The following is a 17,199-nucleotide window of genomic DNA, read 5'->3' as shown; positions in this document are numbered from 1 at the left end:
AAGTGCAGGGATTCGAAAACCTGATGGCGAAAGAGGCCGGGATGCCATGTGATAGCGCCGACAGTCGAGATTTCTGCTCCAGAATGCTTCTATCTAACTGATATAAATTGAGAAAAATTCTGAAATTCTCCGTGCGACAATCTCGATCTCATCGCCTATAGAATCGGTGTTCAGCACCTTTTTGGTCTGGGCGGCAGCGCAACCAGTCAGAAAGGAGACCATGTCCATGGCGATCGAGAGCTCAATTCCGGCGAACCGAATCTTTCCGTGCTGGGGTATGAACGGCCGGAGGTTTCCTGATTCCACCGGCGGCAAAGCTGCAACAGCCAAAGAATCCCAGGTGCGAAAAAATTCGTTGTCCCATGCGACGATATTCCGGGCCGTGCGTATAAACTGAATATGAAGCACGTTTCCGCACCCTCGGCAGTCACCCTGGATCGCCTGCAGAAAGCTTATCACAAGGCGGCCAAAATGGTTGATACCGATCCAGATTACCTGCCGGTTTTCACCCGGCTGGAAGAGGAACTGGCCATATTCGACAATCGAAACGCAGTCATTGCACGCGCGAAATCAATTGCTCGCGCTCAGAAGGAAATTGCCTGAACGATGGACTGGGCATGTTCGAGAGATGCACCGTTGCCATAGCGTTCCCGGTCAAGGCGATGCCCGAACAGGTCACGCCTAATCCTGTCATCGACCCCGGCGGCAAGCATGCGGTCCTCGAACGAATGCCGCAATCCGTAGAGGCTATGTTCCGGAGTCTCGAGGAGACCGTTCTCGCGGAGGAATTTGTTCACCGTCGCCGAAAGGCCCGGCTTGTCACGATATCTCGGAAAGCCCTCGGGATGGGCGCGCATGGCTTCGAGGCTGACACCGCATAATGGAATTATCCGGCGAGCATACTTGCTCTTCAATTGCCGTCCTTCCGGAGCGATGGCGATGTGGGGGACGTTGCTGTCCAGCCGAATTTGATCAGCAGTCAGGTTGGCGATTTCACTGGGGCGCGCTCCGGTATTCACCATAACGAGAAGTATGCCGCGGGCCTGATCGTTCAGCCCGTCCAGGGCATGCTCGGCAAGCAGCTTTTCCTTGATCCAGTCGTTGGAAAATGGTGGGCGCTGACGGGCGTCCCCCTCCTTGAAGCTGAGCCCGTCAAACGACAAGGCGATCCCAAGCCGCTTCATTCTGATGACTGTCTTCAGCACATCGCTGAGATGGGTCAAATCCTTGTTCGCGCTGTTAGCCCCGACCTCATCCGCTTCGATTCGATCCAACCACCAATTCCGGAAATCCAGCATGTCGTCGGCGGTGATGTCAGATATTGCCTTGTCCCCGATCACATTGACGAAGTTGGTCACCGCCTTTTTCCGCGGATTGCGCCAACGCCGCAGTTGATCACCAGATTTTCCCAGGGTCTTTTCGCGCGCCAGTTCCCAATAGAGCTGCAGGGCCTTCGAAACGGTGATCTGTGGCTCCTTGACGGTGCCCATGAGGCTCGCTGCCTCTCGCATGTCCGGTTCGCCAGTCTTGTCTCCCCGTATCGCTTCGATGCGTCGCAGGAGCTCCTCGACTGGAAGTTCCGCGACCTTGCTGATGGGCAGGTATCGGAAACCACGCACATCCGCTAAATCCTTTGCGGCCTGGAAACGCTGTTCCGCGTCCAGGGTATCACCCGCAAGTTTGGCCTCCCATCCCTCGATCATCTGCGCCCAGGCAGTAGCGGATTTCTGTTCTGCTACCATCTGACTATCAGTGTGCAGGGAGACCCAAACAAATTTCCGGGGTTCGACAGATTCATACCGCTTGGGCACTCGCTTGTAGAGCGAAAGCCCACCTTTCTTGCCGCGTGCCTTGATCGCCAATTGCCCCTCACCGAGATAGGCCTGTAATGCATTTTGTAGAGCAAAAAATGAACCCGACGCCCCAAAGACTTCGAAATCCCAGCAAGTGCTGGGTATTTCTTGTCGCAAATTAATGAAAATGGCGGAGACGAAGGGATTCGAACCCTCGAGACGGTTTCCCGCCTACTCCCTTAGCAGGGGAGCGCCTTCGACCACTCGGCCACGTCTCCGCCGATCCGTATATGGATCAAATTCCGGGGAAACAAGGGCATTCTTTTCGTTTGGCGGCACTTTACCAGATATGCGGCTTTCCCCGCGCTTTCTTGGGTTTTACGCGGCTTTGCGCGAACCCGCATAGGCCTCCCGCGCGTGATCCGTGCAGTTGGCTCTCTTTTCTTCCGCTAGCCGCCACCCGACCTGCTTTCACCTGCAGACGGTGTCGGCCGGAAATCATTCGTATCCTGCATCCGCACCCATGCGCTGCCTCGTCGAACTTGGAGCCGCCGTCATTCGCCGGTTGCTTGTCGAAGGCAGCCTGAAACGGTCACTTCATATCGGCTATCGCGGCACTTCCTGCTCATTTCACGGTCGCTTCGGCCCAGAGCCTGCGCGAGCAGAATCCGTGACGGGCCGCAGCTACTTCACGCGGGTGAATCAGGTGGAACGGCACGCAAGCTGCTGGCGCTTTCCGGTAATCGTTTCACGGATCAGGCATGCAAATGGCCGGTTGCGGGCGGCTGGAACTATCCCGGATTATTGAAAGTGCCAGGCCCGGCAGATTCAATGCCAGCCACCCGCAGTTCCGCTCAATACAGCCCGCCCGAGGACATTGTTCCGAAATCGGCCTTCTTCGGAATGACCTTGCGTTCCCCTGTCGAGGTGGTGACCGCGGTTCCCCCGTTCGAGCCAGCCTGCCAGGGCAGGACTACATTCTCTTCGCCGAAACCAGCCACGACATAGGGCGACAGCCAGTCCGGATCGGTGCCGTCGCGGAAATATTCGGCGATGACATTGGGGCCCGTGGCGTCGTCAGGCAGGCGCTGGCCGGTAATGCGGTCGATCTTGACCCAGTAGCCGCCGGGAGGGACCTTGAACTCGGTGCCGCCGAACTCCTCGACCGCCTTGCGCATGAATGCGTTGAAGACCGGCACGCATAATGTCCCGCCATAGGCATGCGAGCCCAGGCTGCGCGGCTGGTCATAGCCAAGATAGCAGCCAGCCACGATATTGCTGGAAAAGCCGATGAACCAGACATCCTTGGCGTCATTCGTGGTGCCGGTCTTGCCGGCGATCGGAACGGGCAGGTTCACGCCCTTTCCCGATCCGCGCTTGACCACGCCTTCGAGCATCGAGGTCAATTGATAGGCGGTGACGGCGTCCATGACGCGCTCGCGATTGCTTTCGATAACCGGGGCCTGCCCGGCGGGCAGGGCCTGCATTCCGCAGGTTTCGCAAACCCGCCGGTCATGGCGATAGATGGTTCGCCCGCGCCGATCCTGCACGCGGTCCACCAGCGTGGGTTCCACCCGCTCGCCGCCATTGGCGAACATGGCATAGGCGGCGACCATCTTGAACAGCGTCGTTTCCTGCGCGCCGAGCGAATTCGCCAGGAAGGGCTTGAGATCGTCATAGACGCCGAATTTCTCGGCGTAGCTGGCGACGATCTCCATACCGATATCCCGGGCGATGCGGATCGTCATCAGGTTGCGCGACTGTTCGATCCCGGTTCGCAGCGGAGACGGGCCGTAATGGCGCCCGCTGGAGTTCTTTGGCTCCCACAGGCCGGCGGGAGTGTTCACGCGGATGGGTTCGTCCACGACGATGGTCGCGGGGGTATAGTTATTGTCCAGCGCGGCGGCATAGACGAAAGGCTTGAAGCTGGAGCCCGGCTGCCGCTGCGCCTGCGTGGCCCGGTTGAAGACCGAGGATTGGTAAGAGAATCCGCCCTGCATGGCGATGACGCGGCCGGTATTGACGTCCATCGCCATGAAACCGCCCTGGATCCGTGGAACCTGCCGCAATGTCCAGCGGATGAAGCTGCCATCGCTGTCATCGGTCATGGCGCGCACCAGAACCACGTCGCCGATTTCGAGCAGATCGCTTGCGACCTGAGCCCGGTCCGCAAGGTTGCCATCCGACAGCCGCTTGCGTGCCCATTGCACGTCCTGGGCCGGGATCCAGTGGCCATCGGCATCCTCCTCGATGCCCTCGATGCCGATACGGGCATCCTGATCGCCCAGTTCCAGCACCACAGCAGGATACCAGCCGGGAATGTCGCGCGGCACTGCTTGCAGATCCCAAAGCGCCCCGCGCCAGGAGGCCTCGTCGGTCAGCTTCCCGGGCGGGATGGTTTCGCCGGTGCCGTTCCAGACGCCAAGCCCGCGATCGTATTCCTCCAATGCGTCGCGCAGCGCATCGGCGGCCTGCTCCTGCATTTCCGGGTCGATGGTGGCGCGGATGGTCAGGCCGCCGCCGAAGAATTCGTCATGCCCGAACTCGAGGCTGAGCTGACGCCGGATCTCGTCGGTGAAATAATCGCGCGAGGGCATCTGCTCGCGGAAGGAAGGATAATCACCGTTCTGCACGGATTTGAGCGGCAGTTTCGCCTCGGCCTCGTAGGTGGCCTCGTCGATATAGCCGTTCTGCCACATCTCCCGCAGCACGTAATTGCGCCGTTCGGTCACCCGCTCCTTGGCGCGGACAGGATGGTAGCGGCTTGGCGCCTGCGGCATCGCCGCCAGCATCGCGGCCTCGTGCGGGGCCAGTTCGGTAAGCGACTTGTTGAAGAATGTCTGTGCAGCGGCGGCCACCCCGTAGCTGTTCTGGCCGAGGTAAATCTCGTTCAGATACAGTTCGAGGATCTGATCCTTGCTCAGGGAGTGCTCAAGCCGCACGGCGAGCACCAGCTCCTTGACCTTGCGCTCCACGCTGCGGTCGCTGGACAGCAGGAAGTTCTTCATCACCTGCTGCGTAATGGTCGAGGCCCCGCGCACATTCTCTCCGCCGCTGCGGATCGCCTGCCAGACCGCGCCGCCGATGCCCCAGATGTCATAGCCCGGATGGTCGTAGAAATGCTTGTCCTCGGCGCTGATGAATGCCTGTTTCAGCAGATCGGGAATTTCCTCGATTGGCACGAAAATCCGGCGTTCCTCGGCGAATTCGTCGATCAGGCGGCCTTCGCTTGAATAGATGCGGCTGATCGTCTTTGGCGTGTAGCGCGCCAGTTGCTCATGGCTGGGCAGGTCGCGCGAATACATCCAGAATACCCCGCCGAGGGTCAGCGCGATAAAGAAACAGGCGGTCACGACCCAGGAGAATATCGCGCCGAAAAATGAAAGTATGCTGCGCAGCACGGAGGGCCTTTCCCATGTTTGTCCCAGTCTATAACGGGAGCGTGAGGTCGCGTCAAAACAACAGTCGGTTATTCAGTCGCGCAAATTTGCCTGCCTTGCGCGCTCGTCCCGGGCCCAGCCCGTGATTGCCTCGACAAGGATGCGCACCATGCGCTTGCGCCACAGGGGATCCGTCAGGTTGGCACGGTCGCGCGCATCGGTGATGAAGCCCAGCTCCAGCAGGGCCGAGGGGATATCGGGCGATTTCAGCACCGAGAATGCAGCACCCTGCACCGGACGGTCATGCAGTCCGATGTCCTGCAAAGCCATGCGCGAGATCAGGAAACGGGCGAAATTCTCGGATCTTGGCTGCGTGTCGGTGCGGGCGAAATCCATCATCACCGCAGCCAGCTTGTCATCCTTGCCCTTCAGGTCGATCCCCGACAGCAGGTCGTCGCGATCGTGGCGCATGGCCAGCTGTTCTGCCGCGCGGTCATTCGCATTGGGGTTCCATACATAGACCGTCGCCCCCGCCGCCTGTCCCTTGGGCAATGCATCGGCATGCAGCGACAGGAACAAATCGGCCCTTGCGTTCCTTGCCGTTGTCATCCGCTCTTCGAGCCCGACAAAGCGGTCCTCCTCGCGCGTCATTCCGACCTTGATCCCCTGCGCTTCCAGCGCGCTGCGCAGTTCCTTGGCAAAGCCCAGGACGACATCGGCCTCGGTCTCCCCGCCCGCCTGCGCTCCGGGGTCAAAGCCGCCATGTCCCGGATCGAGCACCACGGTCAACCCGTCGGGCGGTGGCGCGGCATCGGGCAGATCGGCGGGTGGGGGCAGGTTGCGAAGCGCGGCGGTTGCACTGGGCAGCGGAGTGAACTCGTCCTCGTCGACCGGCTCCAGCGCGACCCGGATAACCGCCTGCGGAGAGCTGGTCTGCTGCCCGGCGCTTGCGATGGCATAGGGGCCGGGCAGCTCGATCACGACACGCGACCATCCGCGCCGGAACGCACCCCACCGGACGGCCGGAACCGAATCATGGCCGAAAAGATCCTCGGGTCGCAGGCCGCTCAGATCGGCGCCCTTCATGTCGACGATCAGGCGAAGCGGATCGCCGACCACGACCGCCCGGTAGGGAACCGCCCGGCTGAGCGTCAGGGTCAGTTCCATCGACGGCTCGCGCCACCAGCCGTTTTCCTCGAGGACCAGCGAAGACGCGCCGATATCCAGACGGGCGGCCTCTTGCCCGAGGACCGGCGGGGGCATCAGCAATGCAAGGCACAGCACCAGCCATCTGAGCAGGGCAAGTTTCATCGCGCCGCCATGAATTCCGTCAAGCGCCGCAACCCCTCGACAATATCGGCGGTCGCACGGGCATAGGAAAACCGCAGGCTGCGCGCGCCCCGATCCGGATCGAAATCCAGCCCCGGCGTAACCGCCACCCCGGCACGATCAAGAATTTCCGTCGCGAAAGCCAGCGAATTATCGGTAAAATCCGACACGTCAGCATAGATATAGAACGCCCCTTCCGGCGGGGCGATCCGGGTAAAGCCGGCTTTCGGCAACCCTTCCAGCATCAGGCGGCGATTTTCCCGGTAAACGGCCAGATTAGCCCGCGCCTCGTCCTCGCAATCCAACGCGGCCAGCGCCGCTACCTGGCTGGCATGCGGGGGGCAGATGAACAGGTTCTGTGCCAGCCGCTCGACCGTGCGCAGATGCGTTTCGGGCACGATCATCCAGCCGATCCGCCATCCGGTCATGGAAAAATACTTGCTGAAGGAGTTTACGACAAAAACCTCATCACTGACCTCGAGCGCGGAATGGCAGCGGTCGCCATAGCTGAGACCGTGGTAAATCTCGTCCGAGATCACCGCCATGCCCTTTGCCGCCGCGGCCTGCGTCAGGGCCCGCATCTCGTCCGGCCGCAGCACCGTTCCCGAAGGGTTGCCGGGCGAGGCGAGGATCAGTCCCTCCGCATCGGGCAGCGCGCCGGGTCGGGGCTGATAGCGGTCCTCGGGCCGGGTCTCGATCCCAACAGGCTCCAGCGACATGGCGCGCAGGATCTGGCGATAGCTTGGATAGCCGGGATATCCCATTGCCACCCGGTCCCCGGCATCGAACAGCGCCGAGAAGGCAAGGATGAACGCCCCGCTGCTGCCCGGGGTCACCACCACGCGGGCCGGGTCGAGATCGACCCCATACCAGCGGTGATACAGATCCGCGATTCCCCGCCGCAATTCGGGCAATCCGAGGGCGACGGTATAGCCGAGCGGCTGTTCCAGCACTGACGCCAGTGCCTTGCGCGCGCCTGCGGGGGCAGGGGTGCCGGGCTGGCCGACCTCCATATGGATGATGTGCCGGCCATCGGCCTCGGCCCGCGCGGCGGCGGCCATCACATCCATGACGATGAACGGATCAACCTGTCCGCGGGCGGATTGACGCATGCTCGGGCCTCAATATTCGTTTTGCGCCTTCTTAACGCGGCGCGCCGTTGGGCTCTAGCCTTTTGGCGGCTTCACAGAGCCGTGTTGCGGCATTTCTTGCCATTGCCGCGCCCAGAGGCCAAGTTGCGCCGGAATTATGTCCAGAGGTTCCCGATGAAACGACTGATCGCCGTGCTGCTGCTGACCGCGACCCCGGTCATGGCATTCGATATCAATGCGATGTCCGAAGAGGAAAAGGCCGCCTTTGGCGAGGCGGTGCGCGAATACCTTATGGCCAATCCCGAGGTGCTGGTCGAATCGATCAACGTGCTGGAGGAGCGCCGCGCCGCCGAGTCGGTGGAAAACGATCAGCAACTGGTCGCGGCCAACCGCGAGGCGATTTTCGAGGACGGGCATTCATGGGTGGGCGGCAATCCCGATGGCGACCTGACCATGGTCGAATTCATCGATTATCGCTGCGGCGTCTGCCGCCGGTTCAATGACGAGGTCAAGAAAATTGTCGAGGATGATGGCAATATCAAGCTGATCCTGAAGGAATTTCCGATCCTCGGGCAGGATAGTGAGGCTTCGTCCCGATTCGCCGTGGCCGTCAAGCAGATCGCCGGGGACGAGGCCTATATGAAAGCCCATGACGAGTTGATCGCCCTGCGCAGCCCGGCAACGATCGAGGCATTGAGAAAGATCGCGGAGAAGATCGGGGTCGATGCCGACGAAGCCGTGAACCGGATGAATACCGACGAGGTCAGCGACGTGCTGCGCGAGAACCATCAACTGGCAGAGCGGATGGCGATCATGGGCACTCCGACCTTCGTGATTGGCGACGAACTTTTGCGGGGCGTGCCCGCCGAAGGACTGACCGCCACGGTCGAGGGGCTGCGTGCGAAGATGGCCGAAAAGGGCTGATTCGCGTCGTCCCGGGCCTTGGCGCGCCCGCGATGCCGGATGCCTCCGGCGGGGATATTTGCATAAAGAAGAAGGGGCTGGCCCGGAATAGGGGCGGCCCCTTGTTCGTTCGGTCAGTCTATTCGGATTCGGAGGCTTCCGTGTCATCGGCAGGGCGAGGTCTTGCCGGCGGATAGACCAGCCCCGCCGATATCACCAGCTTGGCGGCGTCCTCGACCGACATGTCGAGGAAGGTCACCTCGCTGGCAGGGGTATAGATCAGGAAACCCGATGTCGGGTTCGGGGTGGTCGGCACAAAGACCGCGATCAGGTCTTCGGAGGTGTGCCGGAGGATTTCCCCCTTCGCGGGTCCCGCGACAAAACCCACCCCCCATAATCCCTTGCGGGGATATTCGATCAGGCAGGTGCGGTCAAAACGTGCCTCGCTCTGCGACAGGATGGTTTCGGCGATCTGCTTGAGCCCGCCATAGATCGAACGCACGATCGGCATCCGCGACACGATTTGTTCGCCCGTCCGCAGCAGCGAACGGCCCAGCCAGCCCTTGGCCAGCCAGCCGATCAGCACCGTGAACATCAGGAAGACCACCACGCCGACGCCGCGCAGGTTGATGCCGATGTAATTCTCGGGCCGCCAGCGCGCCGGGATCATCGGCAGCACCCAGCTATCCATCCAGCCGGTCAGCGTCCAGATGAGCCAGACGGTGATACCGATTGGCGCCACAACCACCAGTCCCGCGAGGAAATTGGAGCGCAGCATCGCCAACAGCCCCGGTTTGCGCGGAGGCAGTTGCAGCGGTATGGGCTCGGGTCTTGACATGGAATGCAGAGAACAGTGCAGTTCGCGTTCCGGTCAAGAGGGTAAAGATGCGCTGAGCGTATTTTTGAAAACCATCATGACAGGTTCGGGCGACCACCGGCCCCAGCTGGACCATATGCTGTCAAATCCCTGAATGGCCGATGATTTTGGCAGACTGTGCAGTCCACCCATGCTAAGAGATGGTAACGGAATGTTGATCGGGGCCATTTCCCCCGTCCATCCGTTGTTGACGGTCAATAGTAGCGCAGGAAGGCCATGGTTCTTGAAATAGTCGACCCCGATTCCACCGAAATCGAACACCTGACCTCGGTGGATGTCAAATTCTCGGGCATGCATATCGGCGGCGGCATATATTTCAGCGCCAATCACGATCCGGCCCCGGGCGGCGGCGGCACGGCGATTCCGCAGCGCGGCCTTGCCGGAGAGGCAGAAAGCCACGGCACGACCGAACTGGACTATACCATGCCCGGGGGCGGCGAGCCGTGGGATTCCTATCGCGACGATACCGATCTCGACGGCAACCCGGATTTCGTGAAAGCGGGCTTCGACATGAGCATGCATGTCGGCGACCGCCTTGCCAGCACCGGTGAGTATTATGACGGGCCGGCCATTCCGCTGCTGATCGCCAATAACCCTGATGACCTGTCGGGTACTGTTACCATCACCGGTTACCCGAGTGCGGCGAACTCGCTGAACGGAGAGGCGGGAACGCTGCATCAGACGACCGGAACGCTGTCTTCCTATACCGAACAGGACGTGAATGGCGATGTCGGCGGCTATTTCCGCATCGATGATGCCGAGATCGTTGACGGGATGAGCGGTGGCGGAAACTACCTGGATTACGACGCGGATGGTGACGGCACGGCAGAGACCTATCTGATCGGCACCACTGCCCGCGGTGTCGAATCAGGCGCTCCGGGCACACCGACGCATGAAACCTGGGTCGAATCGACATCGTTCTCGCCGCATTATGCCGATCTCGCCGCTGCCATCGAAGGCCTGGGTGGCGATGCCGCCCGAACGGCGGATGATTTCGCGCGCATGACGCTGCTTTCCGCGCAAACGGCCGGATCCACGCTGACCACCGTCCAGGGGCAGTTCTTTCACGAGAATATCTATGGCGGGGTGAACGCGGATACCTTGTTGGGCGCGGGCGGCGATGACAGCATCTTCGGCGGCGATGGGGGCGACAGTATCGATGGCGGAACGGGCACGGATTACATCGATGGCGGCAGCGGTGACGATACGCTTGCCGGTGGGGAAGGGGCCGACTGGTTCGCAGGCAGCGGTTTCGGAGGCGGTGGCACGGCGCAGATCAGCGATTTCGAGGCCGCCGGCGGCGATGTCATCGACCTGAACTCCTATTTCGAGACGCTGGAGGATGTCCGGGCCGCGACGACCGAAATGGATGACGGCTCCATCCTGATCGACTTGTCGGGTGGTTCGGGTGATGGCTTCCTGCGGGTGCTGAACACGACCAGGGCGGATTTGACGACGGATAATCTTAACGTGGACGTGGCCTGTTTCACCGCAGGCACGCTGATCCGGACATCCAAGGGCGAGACCGGGATAGAAGCGCTGCAGCCGGGTGACAGGGTGCTGACCTATGGCGGGGCGTTCCGTGAATTGCGCGCCGTTCACAGCAAGACACTGGAGCAGGGCCAATTGCAGGCCCACGGCAATATCTGGCCGGTGCGCATTTCCGCCGGAGCCTTGGGAAAAGGCGTGCCACGGCGGGACATCTGCGTGTCGCCGCAGCACCGCGTCCTGATCGACAGCAGGATCGCCGGCAGGATGACCGGATCGGTCGCGCTCGTTTCCGCCAAGGCGCTGCTGGGCTTGCCGGGGGTGACGCAACCACGCCCCGAGGCGTCTGTAACCTATATCCACCTGATCTTCGACACCCATGAGATCATCGAGGCCGATGGCTGCTGGAGCGAAAGCTTTTTCCCCGGGCCGCTGGCCATGCGCCTGCTGCCCAAGGCTCTCATTGCGGAATATGCCGCGATATTCTCGCATCTGATCGAAGAGGCACCCGCCGCCAGCCTGGTCGACGGGCACAAGGCTCGCCGGCTGGTCGAGCGGCATATCAGGAACGGCAGGCCGCTGCAGGCCCGTTCAAGAGCTCCCGCTCATCTCTGAGGCTATTCCGGCAGCCAGCCGTGCATTGTTCAGCACCAGTGCGATATTCGATTGCAGCGATCGTCCGCCGGTCAACTCGAAAATCCGCTGTAGCAGGAAGGGTGTGACCGACTTTGCCGCGATCCGCTGCGCCTCGGCCTCGGACAACGCCCGCTCGATCACCGGCATGATCTCGTGGCGGGGGATCTCCGCCTCTGCCGGGATCGGGTTGGCGACAAGCTGCCCGCCCCTCAATCCAAGCCGGGCCCGCATCGCAGCGCTCGCTGCGATATCCGCGGGGCTGTCCATGCGCAGCGGCGCCGGAATGCCCGAGCCACGCGACCAGAAGGCGGGCAGCTCGTCCTGCCCATAGGCGATGACCGGCACGCCGAGCGTCTCCAGCACCTCCCAGGTCTTGGGCAGATCGAGGATCGCCTTGGCGCCCGCCGCGACCACGGTCACCGGGGTCTGGGCCAGTTCATGCAGATCGGCGGAAATGTCAAAGCTGCTTTCGGCACCGCGATGGACCCCGCCGATGCCGCCAGTGGCAAAAACCCGGATGCCCGCCAGATGGGCGCAAATCATGGTTGCCGCGACCGTGGTCGCGCCGGTGCGGCCCGTGGCCAGGCAAACGGCCAGGTCGGCACGCGACAGCTTCATCGCCTGCCCGGGCGGGGTCTGCGCCAGCGCCTCCAGCGCTGGATCGGTCAGGCCGATATGGATCTGCCCGCCCATCACCGCGATCGTGGCAGGGGTGGCGCCCGCATCGCGGATCACGCTTTCGACCTCGCGCGCCATTTCCAGATTCTGCGGATAGGGCATGCCATGGGTGATGATCGTCGATTCCAGCGCCACAACCGGGCGGCCGTCGGCCAATGCGGCCGAGACCTCGGGCGAAAATGTCAGCGGTGCGTCTTTCATGGAACGTCCTTTCCCGAAACATGGGCGGCGGCGGCCTCCACCGCCTGCCGCAGAGCCGCCTCGCGCGGCCGGTGGTTCAATTCGGCTGCCAGATGCGCGGCCAGGAAACAGTCGCCCGCCCCGGTGACCCGCGCGATATTCACCGATGGCGGAGCCGCGGTCAGGGTCGCGCCGCCTGCCACCGCGTCGGCGGCGGGGTGGGGACCGTCGGTGACCAGAACCCGGGCCGCACCCCGCGCCACCACGGCCTCTGCGGCAGAAGCGGCGTCGGGACAGGTCCGGCCCGCGAGAATCTCGGCCTCCAGCCGGTTAAGATAGAAACATCCGCGCCGGGCAGCGATCAACGGCTTCAGGCGTTCGGCCTTGCCGGGACTGGCGGGCACAACGCGAAGGTCTGCCCCGGTCAGGCGGGGAAAATGCGCGATCGCGGCCAGAAGATCCTCGGTCAGGTTGCCGTCCAGCACCACCGGTCCGGCCCATTGCGCGAGTTCCCCGGAGAGCGGCGCAAGGATCGCCTCGCCCGCCTGTTCCAGCCCGTGGACATCGGCGATGGCGGCGATCAGCCCCTGGCTGTCCTCTATCCCCATATAGCAATCGGTGGGCGGCCCCGCATCGCGGGTCAGCCATCCGGTCAGCACGCCAAGCCGTTCGGCCTCGGCCAGCAGCGCCTCGCCCTCGGGATCGCGCCCCACCGCCGACAGCACGGCGGGCCGCAATTGCCACCGCGCCAGCGCGATGGCGACATTTAGCGCCACGCCCCCCGGCAGATGCCGGATCCGCCCGGGCACATCGGCACCAGAGGCCATCCGCCGGGACGACCGCCCGATCACGTCCCACAGCATCGCACCGATGCACAGAATATCCGGGCGAAGACTCATGCGGTTCCCGGCCAATGCGGCTTCTTCTTTGCGCAAATACCTCGGGGTCCGGGGCAGCGCCCCGGCCTGGCACCGGCCATCACCGGATAACGCAGCAACATCATGCCTGATCCTCGCCCCATTCGCGCATCTGCGCATCCAGGAACCGTTCGAATTCATCCAGGTCCACCGGGTCGAACTGTCCGAAACCCTGCATCCAGACCGATGCCGCACGCATTCCCTCGGGGTCCAGCATGCACCAGTTGATCCGGCCCCGCCGTTCCTGCCGGATCAGCCCTGCCGCCGCAAGTGCCGCAAGATGTTTCGAGATCGCCGCAAGGCTCATTTCAAAGGGTGCCGCCACGTCGCTGACCGCCATGTCGTCCTCCAGCAGCATCGACAGCACCTTCCGCCGCGTCGGATCGGCGAGGGCGGCGAAGATCTGGTCCAGCCGGTCGGGTGAGGGGGCGGGCATTGGGGGTGGTTCCTTGGTGATGGAATGGGCGGATGGCGCGGAATGCTCAACTTGGCGGTTGAATAATGTCTGCCGCCGTATCGGATTGCAAGCTGTTCGCGAAATTCGCCATGGAATAAAAAACCATACAAAACAGATATATATGAAATCAGCTGCGTTGCTTGACTCGGGCGCCGATCCACCCTAGACACCGGCTCGAGTGATAACGGGGGCGTGACAGATGGCCGAAGGGCCCCAGAACGGCGCGGATCGGGGGAAGGATACCGACCGGCTGCGCGATCTGGAGGAGCGGCTGTCCCGCATGACCCCAAAACCCGAGGCCGAAAGGCCGAAGGCGGCCTATGATCAGGCGCATGTTGCCTGGCGTATGGTGATCGAACTCGTTGCGGGCCTCGGGCTCGGCTTCGGGATCGGTTTTGGTCTGGATTATCTGTTCGGCACGACGCCGTTCCTGATGATCCTGTTCGTATTTCTCGGCTTCGCGGCCGGCATCAAGACGATGATGCGCACCGCGTCCGAGCTTGGCACAAAGCCCGGCGGGACAGCGCCGGACAGGGAAAAGAGGGATTGATCGTGGCATCCGATGCACATGGTGAAGAAACCGGCCTGTCGTTCCATCCGATGGACCAGTTCCTTGTGAAACCCCTGTTCGGGACCGGCGAGGTGCATTGGTACACGCCGACCAACGTGACTTTGTGGCTGTTCATCGTCGCCGCCGCGATCATCGCGCTTCTGGTGGCCGGCACCCGCGGGCGCGCCATCGTGCCGAGCCGTGTGCAATCCGTCGCCGAGTTGGCCTATGGCATGACCTACAAGATGGTCGAGGACGTGACCGGCAAGGACGGGCTGAAATATTTCCCCTATATCATGACGCTGTTCATGTTCATCGTGTTCTCGAACATGCTGGGCCTGCTGCCCAAGGCATTCACCGTCACTTCGCATATCGCCGTGACCGGCGTGCTGGCGCTGGCCGTCTTCGTCAGCGTCACCGTGCTTGGTTTCGTCAAGAACGGCACGCATTTCCTCGGCCTGTTCTGGGTGACTTCGGCGCCGCTGGTGCTGCGGCCCATCCTCGCGGTGATCGAGGTGATCAGCTATTTCGTCCGCCCGGTCAGCCATTCCATTCGTCTTGCCGGCAACATGATGGCGGGCCACGCCGTGATGAAGGTCTTCGCGGGCTTTGCCGCCATCGCCGTCATCTCGCCGGTGTCGATCCTCGCCGTGACCGCCATGTATGGCCTCGAGGTGCTGGTCGCCTTCATCCAGGCCTATGTCTTTACCATCCTGACCTGCGTCTATCTGAAGGACGCGCTGCATCCGCAGCACTAGGGCCAGGTTCTTCAATCCTCATTCACTACTTCCAACCGCAAGGAGATTCATCATGGAAGGGAATATCGCCGAACTCGGTCAGTATATCGGTGCCGGTCTGGCCGCCATCGGTTCGGGCGCTGCCGCCGTTGGTGTGGGCAATGTCGCCGGGAACTTCCTGTCGGGCGCGCTGCGCAACCCGTCGGCCGCCGGCGGTCAAACCGCTACGCTGTTCATCGGCATCGCCTTCGCGGAAGCCCTGGGGATCTTCGCGTTCCTCGTTGCGCTTCTGCTGATGTTCGCGGTCTGATCACCTGCCATCCTTGCGGCGGGGTGGAGGTTCGCCTCCGCCCCATCGTGACCTGAAAGGCCAAGGGGTAGGAAATGATCAGCCTGTTAGAAACGGCAGCCGCGACGGCCGCCGAACATACGGAAGAAGCTGCCACTGCAGCCGGTCATGGCGCCGAGCAATCCTCGGGCATGCCGCAGCTGGATTTCAGCACCTTCCCGAACCAGATTTTCTGGCTCATCGTCACGCTGGCGGTGCTGTACTGGGTGCTGTCCCGCATCGCGCTGCCCCGGATCGCCGCGGTTCTGTCGGATCGTCAGGGCGCCATCACCGGCGATCTGATGGCTGCCGAAGAATTCAAGCAGAAGGCGAAAGAAGCCGAGGCCGCCTATGACAAGGCGCTGGCCGACGCGCGGACCGAGGCGCACAAGATCGTCGAGGCGAACCGGGCCGAGATCCAGAAGGAGCTCGACGCCGCCATCGCCCATGCCGATTCCGAGATCGCGGCACGCACCGCGGAATCCGAAAAGCGCATCCGCGAGATCCGCGAATCCGCCGCGACCGATGCGCGCGAAGTCGCCCGCGACGTCACCGCCGAACTGGTGCGCAGCTTTGGCGGCAATGTCGATCAGGGCGCGGTGGACAGCGCCGTCGAGAACCGCCTGAAGGGGGCCTTGCAATGAACCGCATCAGCGCAATCGCCATCACCGTGCTGGCCGCCTCTCCGGCGGCGGCGGCAAGCGGGCCGTTCTTCTCGCTGCGCAATACCGATTTCATCGTGCTGCTGGCCTTCTTGGTCTTTGTCGGCGTCCTGATCTATTTCAAGGTGCCCTCGATCGTCGGCGGCAAGCTGGACGAGCGTGCCGACGGTATCCGCAAGGATCTGGACGAGGCGCGCCGCCTGCGCGAGGAAGCGCAGGAGATCTACGCCAGCTACGAACGCCGCCAGCGCGAAGTTCAGGGGCAGGCCGACGAGATCATCGCGAATGCCCGCCGCGAGGCCGAGGCGCAGGCCGCCAAGGCCAAGGACGATCTCAAGATCTCGATCGAGCGGCGCCTGAAGGCAGCCGAGGACCAGATCGCCAGCGCCGAGAAAGACGCGGTTCGCGCCGTTCGCGACCGTGCGGTGCAGGCCTCCGTCGCCGCAGCCTCCGAATTGCTGGCCGCGCAGGTCAAGGCCGGACAGCGTTCGGCAGGCATCGACGACGCCATCGAAGACGTGGCGCGCCGGCTGAACTGAGCCAATCACGGTGGACAGTGATCAAAGACCCCGGTCATGTGGCCGGGGTTTTTGCATGGGCGGTGGTGACTATCGCCTTGCCGCAGCCCGCTGAGCGGGAACCGATCTAGGATAACGGGCGCTCGGCGAGTTCGGCTGCCACATCCTGGTCGATGGGCACATCGAGGCTTTTCACGATGAAACCCAGCACCGAGTAGAAACCCACTGTCGCCATGAGGTCGAACATCCCCTCGGCCCCGATCGCCTTGATCAGGGTATCGCGGGTGCCGGGCAGCAGCCGGGCCTCTGTCATCAGTTCATCCACGGCGCGGGCCAGGACCCGGTCATCATCGGCCATGTTTTCCAGCGGCCCGGCCAATGCGGCGATGCGCGCGTCCTCCATGCCCACGGCACGCGCGCGACTGACATGATGGGCCCATTCATAGGGCGCGCGCAGGTTATGGCCGGTGCGCAGGATCACCACCTCGCTCTGCTGGTCCGTCATGGCCCGTTGCCGGACGACATGTTCGCGCAGGGGCGCCCATGCGGCCAGCAGATCGGGGTGATGGGCCATGACGCGATAGACATTCAGCCGTCCGGCAAAGCCTTTGCGCAGTGTCGCGACGGATTCCGGCCATTCACCGTCTGAAAGGGGTTTAAACTCCGTGCTCATCG

General features: G+C 62.6%; 18 protein-coding genes and 1 tRNA gene. 8 read left to right on the top strand and 11 right to left on the bottom strand.

Translation table 11 applies throughout. The features are described from left to right. Positions 1-93: 93 nt before the first annotated feature. Entirely contained in the window at positions 94-408 is a 315-nt protein-coding gene (locus C9E81_RS15495; protein ID WP_122113267.1) for a hypothetical protein, read from the bottom strand. Here C9E81_RS15495 and C9E81_RS15490 point away from each other — a divergent pair. Continuing rightward, positions 400-603 carry a hypothetical protein gene (locus C9E81_RS15490; protein WP_122113266.1) on the top strand — a complete coding sequence of 68 codons (204 nt, stop codon included), beginning with the start codon at positions 400-402 and terminating at the stop codon, positions 601-603. The genes C9E81_RS15495 and C9E81_RS15490 overlap by 9 nt on opposite strands. On the opposite strand, the gene C9E81_RS15485 is transcribed toward C9E81_RS15490, so the two are convergent. The 5 genes from C9E81_RS15485 to C9E81_RS15460 all read right to left on the bottom strand — a co-directional run bounded on the left by C9E81_RS15485 (position 585) and on the right by C9E81_RS15460 (position 7,614). Then, positions 585-1,862, bottom strand: a complete 1,278-nt coding sequence (locus C9E81_RS15485) for a tyrosine-type recombinase/integrase (protein ID WP_243698684.1) — start codon at positions 1,860-1,862, stop codon at positions 585-587. The genes C9E81_RS15490 and C9E81_RS15485 overlap by 19 nt on opposite strands. Before the next feature lie 119 nt (positions 1,863-1,981). Continuing rightward, positions 1,982-2,071: transfer RNA gene (locus tag C9E81_RS15480), tRNA-Ser, on the bottom strand. Positions 2,072-2,647: 576 nt separating this feature from the next. Next, positions 2,648-5,194, bottom strand: a complete 2,547-nt coding sequence (locus C9E81_RS15470) for a penicillin-binding protein 1A (protein ID WP_122113263.1) — start codon at positions 5,192-5,194, stop codon at positions 2,648-2,650. Positions 5,195-5,266: 72 nt separating this feature from the next. Continuing rightward, positions 5,267-6,484 (bottom strand): N-acetylmuramoyl-L-alanine amidase, encoded by a 1,218-nt coding sequence (locus C9E81_RS15465; protein ID WP_122113262.1) that lies wholly within the window; start codon positions 6,482-6,484, stop codon positions 5,267-5,269. Then, entirely contained in the window at positions 6,481-7,614 is a 1,134-nt protein-coding gene (locus C9E81_RS15460; RefSeq protein WP_122113261.1) for a pyridoxal phosphate-dependent aminotransferase, read from the bottom strand. The genes C9E81_RS15465 and C9E81_RS15460 overlap by 4 nt, the downstream gene beginning before the upstream one ends. A gap of 153 nt (positions 7,615-7,767) precedes the next feature. On the opposite strand from C9E81_RS15460, the gene C9E81_RS15455 reads away from it, so the two are divergent. Next, complete coding sequence (locus C9E81_RS15455; RefSeq protein ID WP_122113260.1) at positions 7,768-8,517, top strand: DsbA family protein; 750 nt, start codon at positions 7,768-7,770, stop codon at positions 8,515-8,517. 118 nt (positions 8,518-8,635) lie between these two features. Here the strand turns inward: C9E81_RS15455 and C9E81_RS15450 are convergent, their stop codons facing one another. Next, positions 8,636-9,334: a DUF502 domain-containing protein gene (locus C9E81_RS15450; protein ID WP_122113259.1), complete on the bottom strand. Its 699-nt coding sequence runs from the start codon at positions 9,332-9,334 to the stop codon at positions 8,636-8,638. 255 nt (positions 9,335-9,589) lie between these two features. On the opposite strand from C9E81_RS15450, the gene C9E81_RS23550 reads away from it, so the two are divergent. Continuing rightward, positions 9,590-11,476 carry a Hint domain-containing protein gene (locus C9E81_RS23550; RefSeq protein ID WP_122113258.1) on the top strand — a complete coding sequence of 629 codons (1,887 nt, stop codon included), beginning with the start codon at positions 9,590-9,592 and terminating at the stop codon, positions 11,474-11,476. Here the strand turns inward: C9E81_RS23550 and C9E81_RS15440 are convergent. The 3 genes from C9E81_RS15440 to C9E81_RS15430 all read right to left on the bottom strand — a co-directional run bounded on the left by C9E81_RS15440 (position 11,453) and on the right by C9E81_RS15430 (position 13,708). Next, a complete protein-coding gene (locus C9E81_RS15440) occupies positions 11,453-12,376 on the bottom strand; it encodes a pseudouridine-5'-phosphate glycosidase (protein WP_122113257.1) in 924 nt (307 codons plus the stop codon). The two genes, C9E81_RS23550 and C9E81_RS15440, sit on opposite strands and share 24 nt — an antisense overlap. Continuing rightward, positions 12,373-13,254, bottom strand: coding sequence for a PfkB family carbohydrate kinase (locus tag C9E81_RS15435; protein WP_122113256.1), 882 nt, complete (start codon positions 13,252-13,254; stop codon positions 12,373-12,375). The genes C9E81_RS15440 and C9E81_RS15435 overlap by 4 nt, the downstream gene beginning before the upstream one ends. A gap of 100 nt (positions 13,255-13,354) precedes the next feature. Then, on the bottom strand, positions 13,355-13,708 hold the full coding sequence (locus tag C9E81_RS15430) for an ArsR/SmtB family transcription factor (protein WP_122113255.1): 354 nt from the start codon (positions 13,706-13,708) through the stop codon (positions 13,355-13,357). A gap of 220 nt (positions 13,709-13,928) precedes the next feature. Here C9E81_RS15430 and C9E81_RS15425 point away from each other — a divergent pair, with 220 nt between their 5' ends. From C9E81_RS15425 to C9E81_RS15405, 5 genes are all read left to right on the top strand, one after another. Beyond that, complete coding sequence (locus tag C9E81_RS15425; protein WP_122113254.1) at positions 13,929-14,279, top strand: AtpZ/AtpI family protein; 351 nt, start codon at positions 13,929-13,931, stop codon at positions 14,277-14,279. Positions 14,280-14,281: 2 nt separating this feature from the next. Continuing rightward, positions 14,282-15,037 (top strand): F0F1 ATP synthase subunit A, encoded by a 756-nt coding sequence (locus tag C9E81_RS15420; protein ID WP_279432720.1) that lies wholly within the window; start codon positions 14,282-14,284, stop codon positions 15,035-15,037. Positions 15,038-15,089: 52 nt separating this feature from the next. Further along, positions 15,090-15,326, top strand: a complete 237-nt coding sequence (locus C9E81_RS15415) for a F0F1 ATP synthase subunit C (protein ID WP_076523274.1) — start codon at positions 15,090-15,092, stop codon at positions 15,324-15,326. Positions 15,327-15,400: 74 nt separating this feature from the next. Next, the gene (locus tag C9E81_RS15410) at positions 15,401-15,988 is read left to right on the top strand and encodes a F0F1 ATP synthase subunit B' (protein WP_122113253.1); all 588 of its coding nucleotides are present in this window, start codon (positions 15,401-15,403) and stop codon (positions 15,986-15,988) included. Continuing rightward, on the top strand, positions 15,985-16,545 hold the full coding sequence (locus C9E81_RS15405; RefSeq protein WP_122113252.1) for a F0F1 ATP synthase subunit B: 561 nt from the start codon (positions 15,985-15,987) through the stop codon (positions 16,543-16,545). Before C9E81_RS15410 ends, C9E81_RS15405 begins: the two co-directional genes overlap by 4 nt. Before the next feature lie 106 nt (positions 16,546-16,651). On the opposite strand, the gene C9E81_RS15400 is transcribed toward C9E81_RS15405, so the two are convergent. Further along, positions 16,652-17,197: a carboxymuconolactone decarboxylase family protein gene (locus tag C9E81_RS15400; protein WP_122113251.1), complete on the bottom strand. Its 546-nt coding sequence runs from the start codon at positions 17,195-17,197 to the stop codon at positions 16,652-16,654. Positions 17,198-17,199: the final 2 nt, after the last annotated feature.

It is taken from the genome of Paracoccus alkanivorans (assembly GCF_003697785.1).
GTDB classification, from domain to species: Bacteria; Pseudomonadota; Alphaproteobacteria; order Rhodobacterales; family Rhodobacteraceae; genus Paracoccus; species Paracoccus alkanivorans.
Note: the sequence above shows the minus strand (reverse complement) of the source record. Positions and strands in the feature narration are given on the sequence as shown.